This is a genomic window from Streptomyces sp. NPDC047853, assembly GCF_043204535.1.
In the GTDB taxonomy this organism is placed as follows: domain Bacteria; phylum Actinomycetota; class Actinomycetes; order Streptomycetales; family Streptomycetaceae; genus Streptomyces.
The window spans coordinates 1-15,931 of sequence record NZ_JBIDCI010000025.1 but is presented as its reverse complement, the minus strand read 5'-3'; the positions used below and the strand labels follow the sequence as shown (position 1 = coordinate 15,931).

Annotated in this window: 12 protein-coding genes and 5 pseudogenes; 7 read left to right on the top strand and 10 right to left on the bottom strand. The window is 70.2% G+C overall.

The features are described 5' to 3' along the window. Positions 1–66 precede the first annotated feature (66 nt). Positions 67–3,459: a hypothetical protein gene (locus ACGF5T_RS31870; protein WP_366768408.1), complete on the top strand. Its 3,393-nt coding sequence runs from the start codon at positions 67–69 to the stop codon at positions 3,457–3,459. A gap of 348 nt (positions 3,460–3,807) precedes the next feature. Here ACGF5T_RS31870 and ACGF5T_RS31865 read toward each other — a convergent pair. The 4 genes and pseudogenes from ACGF5T_RS31865 to ACGF5T_RS31850 all read right to left on the bottom strand — a co-directional run. Then, positions 3,808–4,141 (bottom strand): annotated as a pseudogene (locus ACGF5T_RS31865) (IS5 family transposase); the annotation flags it as partial. 31 nt (positions 4,142–4,172) lie between these two features. After that, positions 4,173–4,475 carry a S1 RNA-binding domain-containing protein gene (locus ACGF5T_RS31860; RefSeq protein ID WP_366768407.1) on the bottom strand — a complete coding sequence of 101 codons (303 nt, stop codon included), beginning with the start codon at positions 4,473–4,475 and terminating at the stop codon, positions 4,173–4,175. A 52-nt stretch (positions 4,476–4,527) separates the two neighbouring features. Next, a pseudogene (locus tag ACGF5T_RS31855) lies at positions 4,528–4,698 on the bottom strand (MFS transporter); the annotation flags it as partial. Further along, positions 4,695–6,099, bottom strand: a pseudogene (locus ACGF5T_RS31850) (NAD(P)-binding domain-containing protein). The pseudogenes ACGF5T_RS31850 and ACGF5T_RS31855, both read right to left, overlap by 4 nt. A 110-nt stretch (positions 6,100–6,209) precedes the next feature. Between ACGF5T_RS31850 and ACGF5T_RS31845 the strand changes: the two are divergent. The 3 genes and pseudogenes from ACGF5T_RS31845 to ACGF5T_RS31835 all read left to right on the top strand — a co-directional run bounded on the left by ACGF5T_RS31845 (position 6,210) and on the right by ACGF5T_RS31835 (position 8,444). Continuing rightward, positions 6,210–7,270 (top strand): annotated as a pseudogene (locus ACGF5T_RS31845) (flavin-containing monooxygenase). Positions 7,271–7,312: 42 nt separating this feature from the next. Further along, positions 7,313–7,690, top strand: coding sequence for a helix-turn-helix transcriptional regulator (locus ACGF5T_RS31840; protein WP_145830471.1), 378 nt, complete (start codon positions 7,313–7,315; stop codon positions 7,688–7,690). Between the two features lie 100 nt (positions 7,691–7,790). After that, the gene (locus ACGF5T_RS31835) at positions 7,791–8,444 is read left to right on the top strand and encodes a hypothetical protein (protein WP_366768405.1); all 654 of its coding nucleotides are present in this window, start codon (positions 7,791–7,793) and stop codon (positions 8,442–8,444) included. A 17-nt stretch (positions 8,445–8,461) separates the two neighbouring features. On the opposite strand, the gene ACGF5T_RS31830 is transcribed toward ACGF5T_RS31835, so the two are convergent. From ACGF5T_RS31830 to ACGF5T_RS31815, 4 genes are all read right to left on the bottom strand, one after another. Continuing rightward, positions 8,462–9,547 (bottom strand): hypothetical protein, encoded by a 1,086-nt coding sequence (locus ACGF5T_RS31830; RefSeq protein ID WP_366768404.1) that lies wholly within the window; start codon positions 9,545–9,547, stop codon positions 8,462–8,464. Between the two features lie 197 nt (positions 9,548–9,744). After that, positions 9,745–10,806 carry an ArsO family NAD(P)H-dependent flavin-containing monooxygenase gene (locus tag ACGF5T_RS31825; RefSeq protein ID WP_366768403.1) on the bottom strand — a complete coding sequence of 354 codons (1,062 nt, stop codon included), beginning with the start codon at positions 10,804–10,806 and terminating at the stop codon, positions 9,745–9,747. After that, the gene (gene arsB / locus ACGF5T_RS31820; RefSeq protein ID WP_366768402.1) at positions 10,803–11,921 is read right to left on the bottom strand and encodes an ACR3 family arsenite efflux transporter; all 1,119 of its coding nucleotides are present in this window, start codon (positions 11,919–11,921) and stop codon (positions 10,803–10,805) included. The genes ACGF5T_RS31825 and arsB overlap by 4 nt, the downstream gene beginning before the upstream one ends. Next, the gene (locus ACGF5T_RS31815; protein WP_030931680.1) at positions 11,918–12,226 is read right to left on the bottom strand and encodes a helix-turn-helix transcriptional regulator; all 309 of its coding nucleotides are present in this window, start codon (positions 12,224–12,226) and stop codon (positions 11,918–11,920) included. Before ACGF5T_RS31815 ends, arsB begins: the two co-directional genes overlap by 4 nt. A gap of 91 nt (positions 12,227–12,317) precedes the next feature. Here ACGF5T_RS31815 and ACGF5T_RS31810 point away from each other — a divergent pair, with 91 nt between their 5' ends. Next, positions 12,318–12,752 carry an arsenate reductase ArsC gene (locus ACGF5T_RS31810; RefSeq protein WP_366768401.1) on the top strand — a complete coding sequence of 145 codons (435 nt, stop codon included), beginning with the start codon at positions 12,318–12,320 and terminating at the stop codon, positions 12,750–12,752. Further along, positions 12,749–12,889: pseudogene (locus ACGF5T_RS31805) on the top strand (FAD-dependent oxidoreductase); the annotation flags it as partial. The gene ACGF5T_RS31810 and the pseudogene ACGF5T_RS31805, both read left to right, overlap by 4 nt. Before the next feature lie 308 nt (positions 12,890–13,197). Here ACGF5T_RS31805 and ACGF5T_RS31800 read toward each other — a convergent pair. After that, entirely contained in the window at positions 13,198–13,380 is a 183-nt protein-coding gene (locus ACGF5T_RS31800) for a hypothetical protein (protein ID WP_366768400.1), read from the bottom strand. A gap of 159 nt (positions 13,381–13,539) precedes the next feature. Here ACGF5T_RS31800 and ACGF5T_RS31795 point away from each other — a divergent pair, with 159 nt between their 5' ends. Next, a complete protein-coding gene (locus tag ACGF5T_RS31795) occupies positions 13,540–14,337 on the top strand; it encodes a hypothetical protein (protein WP_366768399.1) in 798 nt (265 codons plus the stop codon). A 285-nt stretch (positions 14,338–14,622) separates the two neighbouring features. Here the strand turns inward: ACGF5T_RS31795 and ACGF5T_RS31790 are convergent, their stop codons facing one another. Beyond that, complete coding sequence (locus ACGF5T_RS31790) at positions 14,623–15,717, bottom strand: PP2C family protein-serine/threonine phosphatase (protein ID WP_366768398.1); 1,095 nt, start codon at positions 15,715–15,717, stop codon at positions 14,623–14,625. Positions 15,718–15,931: the final 214 nt, after the last annotated feature.

Here is a 15,931-nt window from a genome sequence, read left to right as displayed (position 1 = left end):
CACGACGACCGCCGCCCCGCCGAAATCCGCAGGCTCCACCCCCGCCCGCCAGGCAGAATCGCCCTCATGTCCCAGCGTGCCGAATACCTGCTCACAGCCGTCGACCGGCTCTCCTACCCACACCGGATGCGTGAGCTGGCCTCCGCTGCCCGGCGCGCCGCGGCAATGGGGGCGGTCGACGAGCTTGTGACCGGGCTCGCCGCCCACGGCGTCCACGGACGGCGGCTCGCCGCCACCGTGGCGGACATGGAGCGCCACGACGCGTATCTGGAGGGCTGCCTCGCGGACCCCGACCGCCTCGTCCGCGCCCCCGCGATCAGGGCACTGCTGCGGGGGCGGCTCACGGACACCACCGTGATCGAGGCCATCGAGGACGCACCCGCCGCCGTGCGGCAGCAGCTCGTGCACGCCATCGCCGTGGCGGGGCGTACGGGCCTCGCCGAGGCGCTGGTCGAGCCGACGTACCGGCGATGGGGCGCCGAGGCCGCCGCGGAACTGCTCGCCGCCTGCACGGCGGAGACCGCCGCCCGGCTGTTGCCCCGCCTTTTCCGCGGACTGAGCTCCTACCGGCTGCTCGCCGCCCGCCATCCCGCTCTGCTGCTCGCCGAGATGGAGCGGCAGCTCGACATTCTCCCCGCCGTCGTACGGGACGGCTGGCTGGCTTCCCACGCGGACGCGCTCGCGTTCCTCGCCGAACGGGATCCGCTCGGCGTGCTGGCTGTGCTCGAGCGTTACGAGACGCTGCCGATGCCCGTGGACCGCAAGCTGCACCTCCTGGTCGAGGCGGATCCCGGCCGCACGGTGCGGCTGCTGCTACGCCCGAAGCTGCGGTCCCGGCTGAACAGCGGCCACCTCGAACCCGCCGTGCTGCGCCGCCTCGTCCGCCACGCCCCGGCGGAACTCACCGACCTCGCCTGCGCCTGGAACGACAACGCACCCGCTCTCGCCCGGCTGCTGGCCTGCCTGCCGCCCTCCCGCCGCGGCGCCCTGTTCGACGCGGCGATGGAGGGCAAGGACCTCGCCCACACGGACCTCAGCCCCGCCCTGCTCGACGTACTGCCGTACGAGCGGCGCACTACCGAGGCACGGCGGATAGCGACGCTGGCCCGCGCCAGGGGCGCGCACTGGACGCAGATACTGACGGCAGCCGCCTATCTGCCGCCGGACGAGGTCCGTGACGACCTTCTCACCGCCGTCCGCCGCTCCGCCGCGGACGACCGCGCCACGGCGTACCCACTGCTCGTCCGCAACGCAGCACGCTCCCGCGACCCACAGGAAGTGAGCCGGTTGCTGCGTGCGCTGCTGCGGCTGCGCAATGAACAGGACCCGGTCCGCAGCGCCGCCCTCTCCGCACTGGCAGAGGTGCGCCCTTCGCTGTTCGCGGAGGACGCCGCCGAGGACCTGGGACGAATCGCCATCGCCGCCGTCGAAGCCCGCGACTCCTCCTGGAGCACCCGTCACGCGCTCAGCACGCTTGCCCTGTCCGTGCTGCGCGAGCACGCCGTCACGGGCGGCACGCGGCTCATCGGCTGGGCCCTCGACACCCTCACCCGGCTGTCCGGCCACACCGGCGGCGCGAACATCGGCCGCCTCGACATCGTGCTGCGGCGCGGCCAGGAGTACGAGGTGCTGGCGGCGCTACGGCCGTGGCTGGAGGCCGCCACCGACAAGGCCGACTACGCGCTCGTCTTCGCACTCGTACGGGCACTCGGGCGGCGCGCGTGGGGGATGGCCGAACTCCAGGAGTACCTGTGGCAGGCCGTCCAGTTCGGAAACGACGCGTCCGTCCGCACCGCCGTCGACCTCTGGCTGGAGCAGCCGAACGGGCGCGACGAGCGGGTGGAGCGGATCGTGCGGCTGGAGCCGTCCGCCGCCGTCCTGCCGTCCGTTCTGAAGGTCCTGACGGGGCGGCGTACGGACCTACTCGACCCGGTGCTGGCCGACACCCCACCATACGGCCGCTTCCTGACCGCCCGCAGCCACTGGACGCCACCCACCTACCAGGCGCACCGCTGGGTGCCGCGCCAGCAGCAGGCGGCGGCGGAGCTGCTCGCGCGCACCGCGGGCGACGCGGGGCAGCTGGTGCATGTTCGCGTCCAGGCCCTCTCGGCGGCGGCAGTGATCCCGGAGGCGGGCCTGGAAGTCGTCCGCCGCTACACGGGATCGTCGAACGTCCCGCTGGCGGAGGCGGCCCTCGGCGCCCTGCCGTGGACCGACCGCCCCGACGAGGTGCTGGCGCTGCTGCTGGAGCACGCAGGCGGCGACCGCGCCCGGGTCGCGCTCTACGCGGCGACGCGGGCCGCGCAGTACGTCGCGCCGTCACGGCTCGCCACGGAACTCCTCAGGCTGCTCACGCCGAAGGACCCGCGGACGGTGAAGGTCACCAGCCGCAGGGAGGCGGTGCGCCTCGCGGCGACGACGCTGCCCCCGGCGCAGGCGGCGCCGCTGCTGCGGGAAGCGTTCGAGCTGCCCGGACAGCACCACGACGTGCAGTCGGTGTGCGTCGCGTTTGCCCAGAGCATGCTGGCGGAGCCGGCCAGCTGGCCCATACTGGAGTCGGCCGCGCAGGGACGCACCAAGCTCCGCCAGGAGCTGGCACGGACTGCCGTCGCCGAGGTGGACGAGGAACATCGGGCCAGGTACGCAGGACTGCTGCATCACGCCTGCGAGCCGCTCGAACCGGAAACGGCTGCGGCACTGTTCCCAGCAATGGCGGAATGGGCACCCTGGCAGCCGGAGATCGCCGAGATGCTGGTGGCCGCCACCACGAACCTTGCCGACCGGGCGGTGTGGACGATGGCCGGGCAGGAGCTGGTGGAGCTCGCAGCGGACGACGACGGCCCGTACCTTCGGGCCCTGCGGGCGATGCTGGAAGCCACAGGAGACCCGGACCAGCCCGACGCAGAGCCCGAGCGCGACCAGCCGGCCCGGCAGCGGGCCGCGAGCCTGCTGCACCACCTCCTGCTCCACCATCGCTACCGGGGCGGGAGCCAGCCGACGGCGGACGTGCTGCTGCGCGCCGCCGACACCGCCGCCGGGCACAAGGATTTCGCGCGCTCCGTCGCCGAACTCCGGCTGCACGCCCTCGAACTGAACAAGGACGCCACCACGCTGTCGTCGGGCCTGCGCCGATTGGCTGCCAACTGCGAAGGACGTCCGCTACTCGCCCGGGACATCGCCGAAGCGCTCAGCTCGCGGCTCAGCGCGATCAGCGACCCCGCGCCAGACGCGTGGCTGGAGACCGCCCGCACGCTGAGTGCGGAACCGGGCCTGGCCCATGGCCTGTTCGCCATCAGGCTCACCGTCTCCGGCGGCCGCCGCTCTCAGTGGACGGAGCCGTGGCGCGGCCAGCTCCGCACCCTGCGCCGGCACACACACCCCGACGTCCGCGCGACGGCACGCGAGACGGTCACGGCACGGGAGGCGCCGCCGTCGGTCCCAGGGACGATCCAGTGGTGACCGGGGCCCGCGCGGTGGCGCCAGGCCGGGGGCCGCCAGGCCCTGATCGCCCCTGCTGCAGGCGGTCGACTCCCGTCAGCTCAGCCCTGCCGCACCCACTGACTGACCGCGCGCTGCGCCGCATCTGTCTGACTGTCATGTGCCGACAGCCCTGCACGGTCGAGAGCGGCCAGCAGTGGCACCGCACGGATGGATACCCGGGTCGGCTTCGCGCAGGCCGAGGATATTTGCGTACCACGACGTTGTCGCCGGTGGCATCCGCGAGAGGGCGGCCTGCTCGAAGGCCCGCTGCTCCTGGTGTTCCATCCCTGAGGCCCCCTTTGATCCTGGGGCCGGTGACGGGTCGGTGCGGGCGCCGGCCGCATGACGATGCGCGCGGACGATGGCGGAGTCGATCGAGAGGTCCCAGTCGATCTCGCCCGCGGCATTCGCTCGGCCTGGACCTGCTGGAGCAGGCGTTCCCAGGTCCCGCCGGCCGACCACAGGCGGTGGCGTTCATAGATGGTCTTCCACGGGACGAACCGTTCGGGAAGATCCCGCCACTGCATCCCGGCCCGCCCCCGGTGCAGAATCCCTTCGATCACCTGCCGGTGATCCCGCCACCTGCCACAACGCCCGTTGCTGACCGCAGCAATGGCCGGAGCCGTTCCCACTCGGCATCACTCAGATCACTCCGTCCCATGCTCACATCAACGGCTGAGGCACGCTGGGCGTCACATGGCCGGCGCGACACCTTTATGCCAGCCACCCTGCGGCCTGGAGAGGAGAACCCGGCGGGTCGGCGGGTCGATTTCCGTGACGACGACGGCGATCTTCTCCCCGGCCTCGAAGTCTTCAACAGGGCTCCCCGCAGGGCGGCCGTGGGTTTCTCCGAAGGGGACCAGCCCGGCGATCCCGTCCCCGAGGTCGACGATGATGCCGAAGGGAAGCACCGCCTCAACGGTCCCTCCGAGTTCCTGGCCCACCGCTGTGCGCTCGGCGAAAGCCTGGAGGGGGTCGGGCTGCAGTGCCTTCAAGGACAGTCAGGCCTCCGCGTTGTAGGTGTCGAACTGGAGGAACTCGCACGAGCGGCCAGCCAGTCGCGGCGGTGATCTGAGGGTTGAGGACAGGGAAGGCGTAGTAGACGATGCCCCAGCTCACGATCTGAGTGGCGCAGAGGGCGGGCAGGGCGGCGCGAGGCCGCGACCGGTCCCCTGTTCCGGTCGCGGCCCCACGTGCAGGGGTGCCCAGGCTGGTCACGAGCCGCAGCAGCCGCCCGCCGGTGCGTCTTCAGCAGCCGCCCCGACCGTGGCGGGGGCTCCAAGCTGTACGAGCTGCGGAGCGGTCGCGCAGCAGCCGCCACCGTCGGCCTCAGCGGCTTGGGGGGGCGTCGAACAGGCCGGCACCGCCGCAGACTCCGGTCTCGGGCAGGGTGAGTTCCACGCGGTCGGCGGACTCGAGGTCACCGGCGATCGCTGCGGCCACGGAGCGGACCTGCTCGTAGCCGGTCATGGCGAGGAAGGTCGGGGCGCGTCCGTAGGACTTCATCCCGACCAGGTACACGCCCTGCTCGGGGTGGGAGAGCTCGCGGTGGCCGTGCGGGTAGACGGTGCCGCAGGAGTGCTGGTTGGGGTCGATCAGCGGCGCCAGGGCGACGGGGGCCTGGAGGCGCTCGTCGAGCCCGAGGCGGAGTTCGTCGAGGAAGGTCAGGTCGGGGCGGAAGCCGGTCAGCACGATGACCTCGTCGACCGGGTCCAGGCGGTGGCCGTCCTCGCCGACCAGGACCAGGCGGCCGTCGTCCGTCCGCTCGATCGCTTCGGTGCGGAAGCCGGTGACCGCGTCCGCGTGGCCTTCGTCGACGGCGGCCTTTGCCGCCAGACCCAGGGCGCCGCGCGCCGGGAGCTGGTCGGCTTCTCCGCCGCCGAAGGTGGAGCCGGAGATGCCCCGGCGCAGGATCCATACGCCCTTCGTGCCCGCGCCGTCGTCGGCGGTGGCGAGGTCGGCGAGGTAGGCGAGGGCGGTGAACGCCGAGGCGCCGGAGCCAATCACGGCGGTGCGGTTGCCCGCGTACCGGGCGCGGACGGCGGGGTCCTGCAGGTCCGGGACGCGGTAGGTGATCCGGTCCGCTGCGGCCTTCTCGCCGAGCGCGGACAGTCCGCTGCCGCCGGCCGGGCTGGGCGTGGTCCAGGTGCCGGAGGCGTCGATGACCGCGCGGGCGAAGACGCGCTCCTCCTGGCCGTCGGTGTGGGCGACGTGCACGACGAACGGCTGAGCCTCGCGGTCGGCGTCCACGATCCGGTCCCGGCCGGTGCGGGAGATGCCGGTGACGGTGGCGCCGGTGCGGACACGGTCGCCGAGGATGTCGGCGAGCGGCTGCAGGTAGAGGTCGGCCCAGTCGCCGCCGGAGGGGTAGGTGGCGGGGTCGGGGCGGGTCCAGCCGGTGGGGGCGAGGAGCTTCTCGGCGGCGGGGTCGACGACCTCGCCCCAGGTGGAGAACAGGCGCACGTGAGACCACTCGCGCACCGCGGCACCGGCGGTGGGCCCGGCTTCCAGGACCAGGGGTTCGATGCCCTGGTCGATGAGGTGGGCGGCGGCGGCCAGGCCGGCGGGTCCGGCTCCGATCACGACGACGGGCAGCTCGGTGGTGGCGGGCGCGTTCACGGCGACTCCTTGCGTGTTTCGACATCTGTCGATGGCTTGCGCAGCCCAGCATGGCACCTGTATTGATGAGCGTCAATATAGACATTCGTCGAACCCAGGGGGATTCGCTGATGGAGCACATCGACATCGTCGTCATCGGCGGTGGTCAGTCCGGCCTCGCCGCCGCCCACGCGCTGCTGCGGCGCGGGCTGCGGCCGGTGGTGCTGGAGGCGTCCGACCATGCGGCCGGGTCGTGGCCGCACTACTACGACAGCCTCACGCTGTTCTCACCCGCCCGGTACAGCTCCCTGCCCGGAATGCCGTTCCCCGGCACCGACCGCGACCGCTACCCGCACCGCGACGAGGTCGTCACCTACCTCACCGCCTACGCCGACCGCCTGGACGCCGACATCCGCACGGGCTGCCGCGTCACCGCGGTCCGTCGCACCGGCGACGGCTTCGCAGTGGACCTGGAGGGAGGCGGCCGGCTGTCCGGGCGGGCCGTCGTGGCGCCTCCGGGACGTTCGAGCACCCTCACCGGCCTGCGCTGCCGGGCCTGGCGGAGTTCACCGGCCAGGTGCTGCACGCCGCCGACTACCGCAGTCCGGCCCCGTTCGCCGGCCGCCGGGTGGTCGTGGTCGGGGCCGGGAACTCCGCGGTGCAGATCGCCGCCGAGCTCGCCAAGACCGCACGCGTCACGCTCGCCACCCGGGCGCCGGTGAAGTTCGCGGCGCAGCGCATCCTCGGCCGCGACCTGCACTTCTGGCTGGCCCGCACCGGCCTGGACACCGCACCCCTCGGCCGGTTCCTGCCGCACCCGCCGGCGCAGCCGGTCCTCGACGACGGCCGCTACCGGGCCGCCCTGGCCGCAGGCCAGCCCGACCGGCGGCCGCTGTTAACCGGCGCTGACGGGACCAAGCTCGTCTGGCCGGACGGACAGCGGGAGGAGATCGACGGAATCGTGCTCGCCACCGGCTACCGCCCCAACCTGCCCTACCTCACCGACCTCGACGGCGCTCTCGACACCGAGGGAACCCCCCGGCACCGCGAGGGCCTCGCCACCGCTGTGCCGGGGCTGGCGTTCGTCGGGCTGGAATGGCAGCGCAGCCTGTCATTGAACTCGCTGCGCGGCGTGGGACGGGACGCGGAACGGATCGCCCGGCGTCTGGCCGCCTATCCCGCGCGCCGGTGACGGACCTCCCTGCACTGGTTCGATGTGTGTCAACATAGACGCATGTCGAATGCGAAGGTGCTGCCGCTGCTCGAGCCCGCCGATGGGCAGGGTGTGGCGCCGTGCTGCCCGCCGCTGACCGAGCGCCCGATGACCGCCGAGGAGGCCGAGACCGCCGCGCGGATGTTCAAGGCCCTCGGTGACCCGGTCCGCCTGCGGCTGTTCTCTGCCGTGGCCTCGCATGAGGGCGGGGAGGCGTGCGTGTGCGACATCTCAGACGTCGGCGTCTCCCAGCCCACCGTCTCCCACCACTTGAAGAAGCTCAAGGAAGCCGGGCTGCTCACATCCGAGCGACGCGGCACCTGGGTCTACTACCGCGTCGAGCCGTCCGTGCTCGCCGCCATGGGCCAACTGCTGGTAGGTGCATCGGCTGCGGCATGACCACGCTCGGACGCCCGCCGGCAACGCCCAGGGACGCTGCGGCGGCGGGCAGTTGCCAAAAGCGGTAGTGGACGAGGCGGGCGGTTGCCATCCTGACGGGATGGAGGAAGCAGAAGACCGGTTGAGCCTGCCCCGGCCTCGCTGGGCCAATGCCGAGATCGCCGTCTGGGGCGGTGCCAGCGAGGACGATCTCGCCCTCGCTGGCGGCTATCTGCGAGTCGCCGAGACTGCCGCCCGACACTGGATCGCACATGGCCCGGACGACCTGCTGCCCCTCCCGATCCTCTACAACTACCGGCACAGCATCGAACTATCGCTGAAGTGGCTGATCCGCAAGGCCGCCCAGTGCGTGCTGCGCGAGGGCTACACAGGAGAAGAAGACCTCAGCCCTGAGCAGTTGGACAAGCGTCTGCGCACGCACAACATCAGGAGACTGGCGGACTGCCTGAACCGGTACCTGGCCCTGCTGGACCTGCCCAAGGTGGAACAGCGCATCGATCCGGAGTCCTGGGGTCAGCTGAACTGGCTGGACAGTGAAGATGCGACTGGGGAGGCCTACCGGTACGCCGTGGTTGGCCACGGCGCCGGCCGGGCTCCTGCCCGGCCCGTGCAGCAGAACGTTAACTTCTACGAGCAGGTGAACGAGCTGCACAAGCTGGCGCACCTGCTGTGGGGCGGCTACTCGGCTCATCTCGGTGAGTACGAGAACTGGCAGATCGAGTACATGGAGGCCATGGACACGGCTGGCTACTGAAGCGGTGCGTGCTGTCGCTACGGTGTCGGCTTCTTGTGGCGGGTGAGGAGCTCGGTGAAGAAGTCGGAGATGAGTTGCGGGCTGTCGGGCCGGGTGAGTTCCCAGCCGCCGAAGCGGTAGATCTCATAGCCGGCCAGCCGCAGGCGGCGGTCCTCGGCGACCATCTCCGAGTACAGCCTGGGCGAGGCGGTGTAGGTGGTGCGGCCGTCCGGTCCGGTGGGGTTCTTGATGCCGTAGTGGTGGGCACCGTCGACCTCGATCACGATGCGGGAGCGGTCGGGGGCCAGCAGCAGGAAGTCCATGCGCTCGCGGTGCAGGGCACCGCTGTGTCCGCCGCTCTTGCGGGTGTAGGGGTCGTAGTGCAGGTAGACCTGCGGGATAAGGGCGGGCAGGTCGAACCCGTCTGGTTCGGCGTAGCGGGCGCAGTACGTGCGCAGGACCGTCTGCTCTGGCAGGGAGTCCAGGGAGCGGTACAGCCGCCGGTACAGGGCATCGGCGGCCTCCGGTTCCTCGGTGTCCGGCATGTGGTGCGCCTGCCACCAGGTGACCATCTGCCGCCAGGTCAGGCCCTGTAGCGGCAGCGGGTCCTTATACACGAGGCAGTTCTCGGCGTTCCGGACGATCTCTACCTCGTTGCTCACCGCATCCCGCAGCACGATCTGCGGCTTCGGGCCGATGGCCGCGAAGATGAGGTTCTTGAAGGTGCCACGGGGGCCGTTCTTAAAACGCTGCTCGTACTCGGCCTCCTGCAGGTCCTCCAGGGCCCACCTGGTCGGCCCCAGCAGCTCTTCGATGCACTCGCGGCGCGCCTGCCATCCGCCGCCCCCGGACATGTCGTTCTTGCGCCAGTAGTCGTAGAAGCCGCTGTGATGGCGAAACGGCAGCTGTGGCGGCTCCAGGCCCAAGCGCTCGAGGACCGCCCGGTGCGCTTTGACAGCGAGGACGACTTCCTCGTCATTCATGCGTTCGTCGTGGCGTGTGCCCCGGGCGACGAAGTCCTCGTGCAGTAACCGGGTCAGCGCCACGGCCACGTCCAGGTCCGGGTGGGGACCGAACCGCAGGGACTCCATCAGCTCGACATCCAACTCCCACAGCTGACACACCCATTCGCCCTGCCTGTGGTCAGGCCAGTCCGGGTGCTCATCGGGCCTGTCGCGGAAAAAGTCGTCTGTCTGCATGCGTGCGCATCCCCCTGCCCCACGGCACTGTCCGGAGGAATTGTCGCTGGTACCACTGACAAGGGGGAGCTGCGTGCAACGGGATGAGCAGGGCGGTGACAGTGCGGCGTCCGCTGAGGCGCCTATGTGAGCAGACCGGTGACCTCCCGGGTGGCGTCGCGGGCGGTGCGGCCGACGCCGATGAGGGTGGCCGAGGCCGGGCCGGTCCAGTCGCCGTAGCCGAGCAGGTGCAGTCGCGCCTCGCCGAGGGCGCGTGTTCCGTAGGTGGGGATGTGTCCGCGCGGGCCGCGGAGGTTCAGCGGGGCGAGGTGAGCCAGTGCTGGGCGGAAGCCGGTGCACCAGATCACGGCGTCCGCGTTGCTCTGGCTGCCGTCGGCCCACCGGACACCGGTTGCGGTGAGCTGGGTGAACATCGGCTTGGTGGTCAGGAGTCCGGCGTCGCGGGCGGCGCGGACGGGCGGCACGGCCACGATGTCGCCGAGCGAAGCGACTCCGCCGGTGTCGGTGCGGCCGGCGTCCAGGGCGCGGCGGCGGGCGGTGGCGACATCGAAGAGGACGCGGCCGTCGATGTCGTCGGGGAGGAACCGCGGCGGGCGCTGGGTCACCCACGTCACCTCGGCACGGCCGTCCAGGGCGAGGTCGGCGGCGATCTGCGCGCCGGAGTTCCCGCCGCCGACCACGACGACACGCTGGTCGGCGAAGTCGGCCGGAGAACGATAGTTCACGGTGTGCAGCTGCCGCCCGGTGAAGACGGATCGGCCCGGGACTGCGGGCAGAAACGGCCGCGACCAGGTGCCGGTGGCGCTGATGACCGCGCGGGCCCGCCAGGTGCCGGAGTCCGCTTCGACCAGGAGCCGGCCTGCGTCGCGGCGTACGGCGTTCACGCGGGTGCCGTGCTGGACGGGCAGGTCGTAGCGCTTTTCGTAGTCGGCCAGGTAGTCCACCACGTGCCCGGCGCCCGGGTAGGTCTCGCCCGCCTGGGCGGGCATGAGCCGTCCGGGCAGCGAGGAGTGCTCGGCCGGGGAGAACAGGTGCAGGGAGTCCCACATGTGCTGCCAGGCCCCGCCCGGCGCCGCCTCCGCGTCCAGGATCACGAAGTCCAGGCCGCGCCGGCGCAGGTGGTAGCCGGCGGCGAGTCCTGCCTGGCCGCCGCCGACCACCACCACATCCGCGTGCTGTGTCACGGGGCCGTCGTCACCGTGCCGTCGGCGAACTTCCTGCGCCAGGCGAGCGCGACGTAGACCAGGCCGATCAGGACCGGCACTTCGATGAGCGGGCCAACGACGCCGGACAGGGCCTGGCCGGAGGTGACGCCGAAGGTGGCGATGGCTACCGCGATGGCCAGCTCGAAGTTGTTGCCCGCCGCGGTAAAGGCGAGGGTCGCGGTGCGGTCATAAGCCAGGCCCAGGCCCTTGCCCAGGAGGAAGCTGCCGAAGAACATCACCGCGAAGTAGACCAGCAGCGGCAGCGCGATCCGGGCGACGTCCAGCGGCTCCGAGGTGATGCTCTTCCCTTGGAGGGCGAAGAGGATGACGATCGTGAACAGCAGCCCGTACAGCGCCCAGGGACCGATCTTCGGCAGGAACCGCTGCTCGTAGTCGGCACGGCCGAGCTTCTTCTCACCGAGGCCGCGGGTGAGGAAGCCGGCGGCGAGCGGGATACCGAGGAAGATGACCACGTTGAGCGCGATCTTCCACATGGAGATGTCGAGGTGCTCGCCGTCGCCGAGGCCGAGCCAGCCGGGCAGCAGGTCGAGGTAGAACCAGCCCAGCAGACCGAACGCGAGGACCTGGAAGACGGAGTTCAGGGCGACGAGGACGGCGGCGGCCTCGCGGTCACCGCAGGCGAGGTCGTTCCAGATGATCACCATGGCGATGCAGCGGGCCAGGCCGACGATGATCAGGCCCGTGCGGTACTCGGGCAGGTCCGGCAGGAAGATCCACGCGAGGCCGAACATGACCGCCGGGCCGACGATCCAGTTGATGACCAGCGAGGAAATCATCAGCTTCCGGTCACCGGTGACGGCGTCGAGCCGGTCGTAGCGGACCTTCGCCAGCACCGGGTACATCATGATCAGCAGACCGAGCGCGATCGGCAGGGAGATCCCGCCAATCTCCACCTTCGCGAGCGCGTCGTTCAGGCCAGGGATGAGCCGCCCCAGACCGAGACCGGCGGCCATGGCGAACAGGATCCACACCGCGAGGTAACGGTCGAGGGTGGAGAGCTTTTTGACGATCGAGTCGTCCCCGGCCGCCTCAGCGCTCTGGGCGCGGGTAGCGGTGGGCTCGGTGGAGGTCACGGGCAGGCCCTCTTGTTCTCGGCGGCGGTGCGGGCGGATTCGGCGAGCTCGGCGAACTGTCCGGACAGGCCGGCCAGGACGTCGGGCTTGAGCTTGTAGTAGGTGAAGCGGCCGCACGGCTCGGTCTCCACCAGCCCGGCCTCGCGCAGCACCTTCATGTGGTTGGACAGGTTGGTCTGCTTGGCCCCGGTCTCCTCCACCAGGTGCGTGGTGCACAGCGTCTCGCGCGCCAGCAGGGTCACGATCTGCAGCCGGAGCGGATCGCCCAGCGCCCGGATCACATCAGGATCGACTGAAGTCAGCATGCGCTGATACTGTCACATCACCGTTCGCTGATACCAGCGGGTGCTGATGTCATGGGTGGCGTGCAGCCGCCGCGAGACGAGAGAGCCCCTCATGCCCGAGAACCCCGGCACGAAGCCGTCCGTCCTGTTCGTCTGCGTCCACAACGCCGGCCGTTCCCAGATGGCCGCCGCCTGGCTGACCCACCTGGCCGGGGACCGCGTCGAGGTCCGCTCCGCCGGCTCCAAGCCGGGCGAGCAGGTCAACCCGGCCGCCGTCGCCGCGATGGCCGAGGTCGGCATCGACATATCCGCCGAGGTCCCGAAGATCCTCACCGTGGACGCGGTGAAGGAGTCCGACGTGTGCATCACCATGGGCTGCGGCGACACCTGCCCCGTCTTCCCCGGCAAGCGCTACCTCGACTGGAAGCTCGACGACCCGGCCGGCCAAGGCGTCGAGGCCGTCCGCCCGATCCGCGACGAGATCAAGACCCTGGTCGAGGGCCTGATCGCCGAGATCGCCCCGGGCAAGCCGGAGGCGACCGCGTGAGCGAGATAAGCGAAGTCGTCATCATCGGCTCCGGCCCCGCCGGGTACACCGCCGCCCTTTACACCGCCCGCGCCAAGCTGGGGCCCCTGCTGTTCAGCAGCAGCATCTTCGTCGGCGGCTCGCTCACGACCACGACGGCCTGTCGCAGGAGGACACGGCGGCCGACGCCGCGAGCTGGGTGAAGCCCTCCGACCGCGCCGTCGAGGGCGGCTCGCCCCCGCTCGGCCTCCTCCCGCAGCCCGGCCACCTGTTCCCACACCTTCTTCTGTCGGGCCTCCACCAGACCGAGCACCGGCGGCACCAGCACCACAACGAGCAAGATGAACGGACGAGCCATGCTCACCTCTCCCGCCGTCAGTCGGAGTTCTCACGGCCTCGCGGAGGGACAACGGCTTCTGACTTGGACCGGCTCCTCAGGGACGGTTGTCCCAGCGGGCTGGACGGCTTATCGCTGTAGCAGCCAGATCAGCCAACCGATGATCGCTGCCCCCGCCGCCGAGGAGGCACCGCCGACGGCGTTTCGGAAGATGAACCGGAGCAGAGGGCTCAACCGTCGAGACTGCTTCTTCGGCGGCTGGTAGGTGGTGCACGGCTCGGCAGGATAGGGATCGTTGTGGTCGGCGCTCATCGTGCTCTCCTGAAATTGATGTCGCATGATCAGAGACTTGCCCGCGGCGATGCCGGCGGCTCAGGCCGCTGGTGGGTCCCTGATTTCATTGCTGAGCCTACGAATTGGGGCTTCAGAGAAGTACAGGTGAGCCGCTCGGATCCGATGTAATTTCCAGAGGTGATTACTGAACCGGGCACGATCGATGATCTGGTCGCCGATGCTGCCGCGGCCGGTCACCAAGTGACCAAGCGCCTCGTCCATGACTGGGTGGCCAGAGGGCTGCTGGCTCAACCTCAGCGTCGGCGGACAGGACAACGCGGCTCAGAGCAGGCGCTGCACACCGGTGCTCAACGGAGTCTGTTCCTTGACCTGTTGCGCATGAGACAGCCGTCATCGGTCCGGCCGCTGGCTGAGTTTGTGCTCGTCTGTTGGCTGTTCATTCGTGATGACGATTTCGTGAGCACGCGACAGGCCCTCCGGGCACTCCGCACGTACGTCGGTGACCCTCGCGGTAGCCGAGCGTGGGCTAAGACCAGGGCCGCTCAGTTCGTGCAGCCGCTATGTGACCCAACACTCGGAACCGCTCGTAGCCGCCGCGAAGTCCTGACGGCTTTCGCCGAGGCCTTCTACACAGGCACCTACAACCGGGAAGAACTCATTGCGAAGTCCGCCCCTCAGTTCGAAGACAGGAACGCATTTAGCGACGTGCTCCGGTCACTCAAGCGCGGACCAGTCCCCGGGGAGCCCGAATCGCTCCTGATGCACCTCGATGTCGTTCTCCAAGCAGGCAAGGCGGTTCAGGACGGGGTCGTCGATCAGGAGGCCCTGGAGGAAGTCAGGGTCCAGTATCTGCAGATGCGCAGGGCCGATGTTGAGTGGCCGACGCAGAGCGACATGGAGGGCGCCATGTCACTGCTGCTCGTAGGCCTTGGTGTTGCCACCCTCGCACGATCGAGCGGGCTGTCGCCTGCCTGATCTCACCGGGATGTCCGGGCGAGGTCACCGAAGTCCGCCTGCGTGGAATTGCCGCTGTAGAAGCGCACCCTCCTGTGTCCGTGGACCGTGGTGGCCGCGAGGTAGCCGCTCGGCGTGCGATGGCCGCTGGCGTCCTATGGCCCTCTTCCCGCCGGGCCGCCCACCGCCAAGTGACCGTCCGGGCGCGTGACGGCGGGTCGCGAGCACAACGGGCGTTGTTCTTCAGTGGTGAAGCGGGCAGCCTCAACGCCCTTTCAAGTTCCTGTTCCGACCGAGGCCGAGTGCCTACGGGAACGTCCTGGGCGCGCTGCCCGCGGGCGGGTGCCCTTGACGACGTACCAGAAGCATCGCGGCGTCGTCGTGCGGCGGCCCGGCGGCATGTTCCGACAGATTCTTCCGCACCGCCTCCAGGGCATGGTGTGCGTCGGGTTCATCGAGCAGATACGCCCGGTCGGCGAGGGGATAGAAGGCGCCGTGTTCGTCACGGGCCTCGGTGACACCATCGGTGTACAGCAGCAGTTGCTCGCCCGGCGAGAATTCGACACGATGCGGCTGCGGCTCGTCGGCGTCAGTCATCCCCAGCCCCAAGGGCGGCGCGTAGGACGAGGGCTCCGCAAAGTGGACCGTGCCGTCGGCCCGTATGACCATGGGCGCCGGGTGTCCAAAGTTGAGAAAGGCGACCTCGTTCCCGGCAGCGACCTCCGCCAAGACGGCGGTGACAAATTTCTCGCCCTCCAGTTCACGGGACAGGCTGCGCTCCAAGCGGTTGCCCAGCTTGATCAGGTCCGGCTCGTCGTGCGCGGCCTCGCGGAACGCGCCGAGCACCACCGCAGCCGTCTCGACCGCGGCGAGCCCCTTGCCCTGCACATCTCCGACGATCACGCGGACGCCGTATGGGGAGGCGACCACCTCGTAGAGGTCGCCACCGATGCGGGCCTCGGCGATGGCCGAGGTGTAGGAGACCGCCATCTGAACCGGCCCGACGGTCAGCGGCACCGGGCGCAGCAGCACCCGCTGGGCGGCCTCGGCGATGGACCGCATGCTGGCGAGTTCTTCTTCCCTCCGTTTCCTAATGACCGCGGCAGCGATGCCGGCGCCGGTGACTCCCGCCACCGACGCGCAGGCGGTAAGGCCCCTGCGCCCCTCAAACAGGCCGTCATAGAGCCCGAGTGCCACCGTCAGTGCGAAAGCCACCGCGCCGATCAGCGTGGTGCGGCGCCAGCCGCCGACCAGCCCGGCGAACGCCGGTCCCAGCGAGACCAAGGGCAGGAAACCGACGTCGGGACCCGCCGAAATATCCGTGATCGCCACGACGGTCATCGCCGCCCACGGCATCCAGGCCAATACCGCCGAACCTGATGTCGGCTTGTTCAGGGTCATGGCTCTCCCCCACCCTCTCGCGGCCTCGAAACCCCGGCGTCCTTCTCCGCACGCCACTCCATCAGCTTTAGACTATGCAAACATTGCGTCGCAAAGTGACGTTCCCGGGCCAGCATTGCCTAGCTGTACTGACCCGTGAGGTTGGGGACGCGGCTGGCGGGTGGTTGGCCTTTCAGCGCGGTGTGTCCGCGGTGGTGATTGTAGGTGTGCAGCC

Coding starts and splice junctions, on each gene's coding strand:
- ACGF5T_RS31870 (WP_366768408.1), top strand. CDS start 67: ATGTCCCAGCGTGCCGAATACCTGCTCACAGCCGTCGACCGGCTCTCC.
- ACGF5T_RS31840 (WP_145830471.1), top strand. CDS start 7,313: ATGTCGAATGCGAAGGTGCTGCCGCTGCTCGAGCCCGCCGATGGGCAG.
- ACGF5T_RS31835 (WP_366768405.1), top strand. CDS start 7,791: ATGGAGGAAGCAGAAGACCGGTTGAGCCTGCCCCGGCCTCGCTGGGCC.
- ACGF5T_RS31815 (WP_030931680.1), bottom strand. CDS start 12,226: ATGCTGACTTCAGTCGATCCTGATGTGATCCGGGCGCTGGGCGATCCG.
- ACGF5T_RS31810 (WP_366768401.1), top strand. CDS start 12,318: ATGCCCGAGAACCCCGGCACGAAGCCGTCCGTCCTGTTCGTCTGCGTC.
- ACGF5T_RS31800 (WP_366768400.1), bottom strand. CDS start 13,380: ATGAGCGCCGACCACAACGATCCCTATCCTGCCGAGCCGTGCACCACC.
- ACGF5T_RS31790 (WP_366768398.1), bottom strand. CDS start 15,717: ATGACCCTGAACAAGCCGACATCAGGTTCGGCGGTATTGGCCTGGATG.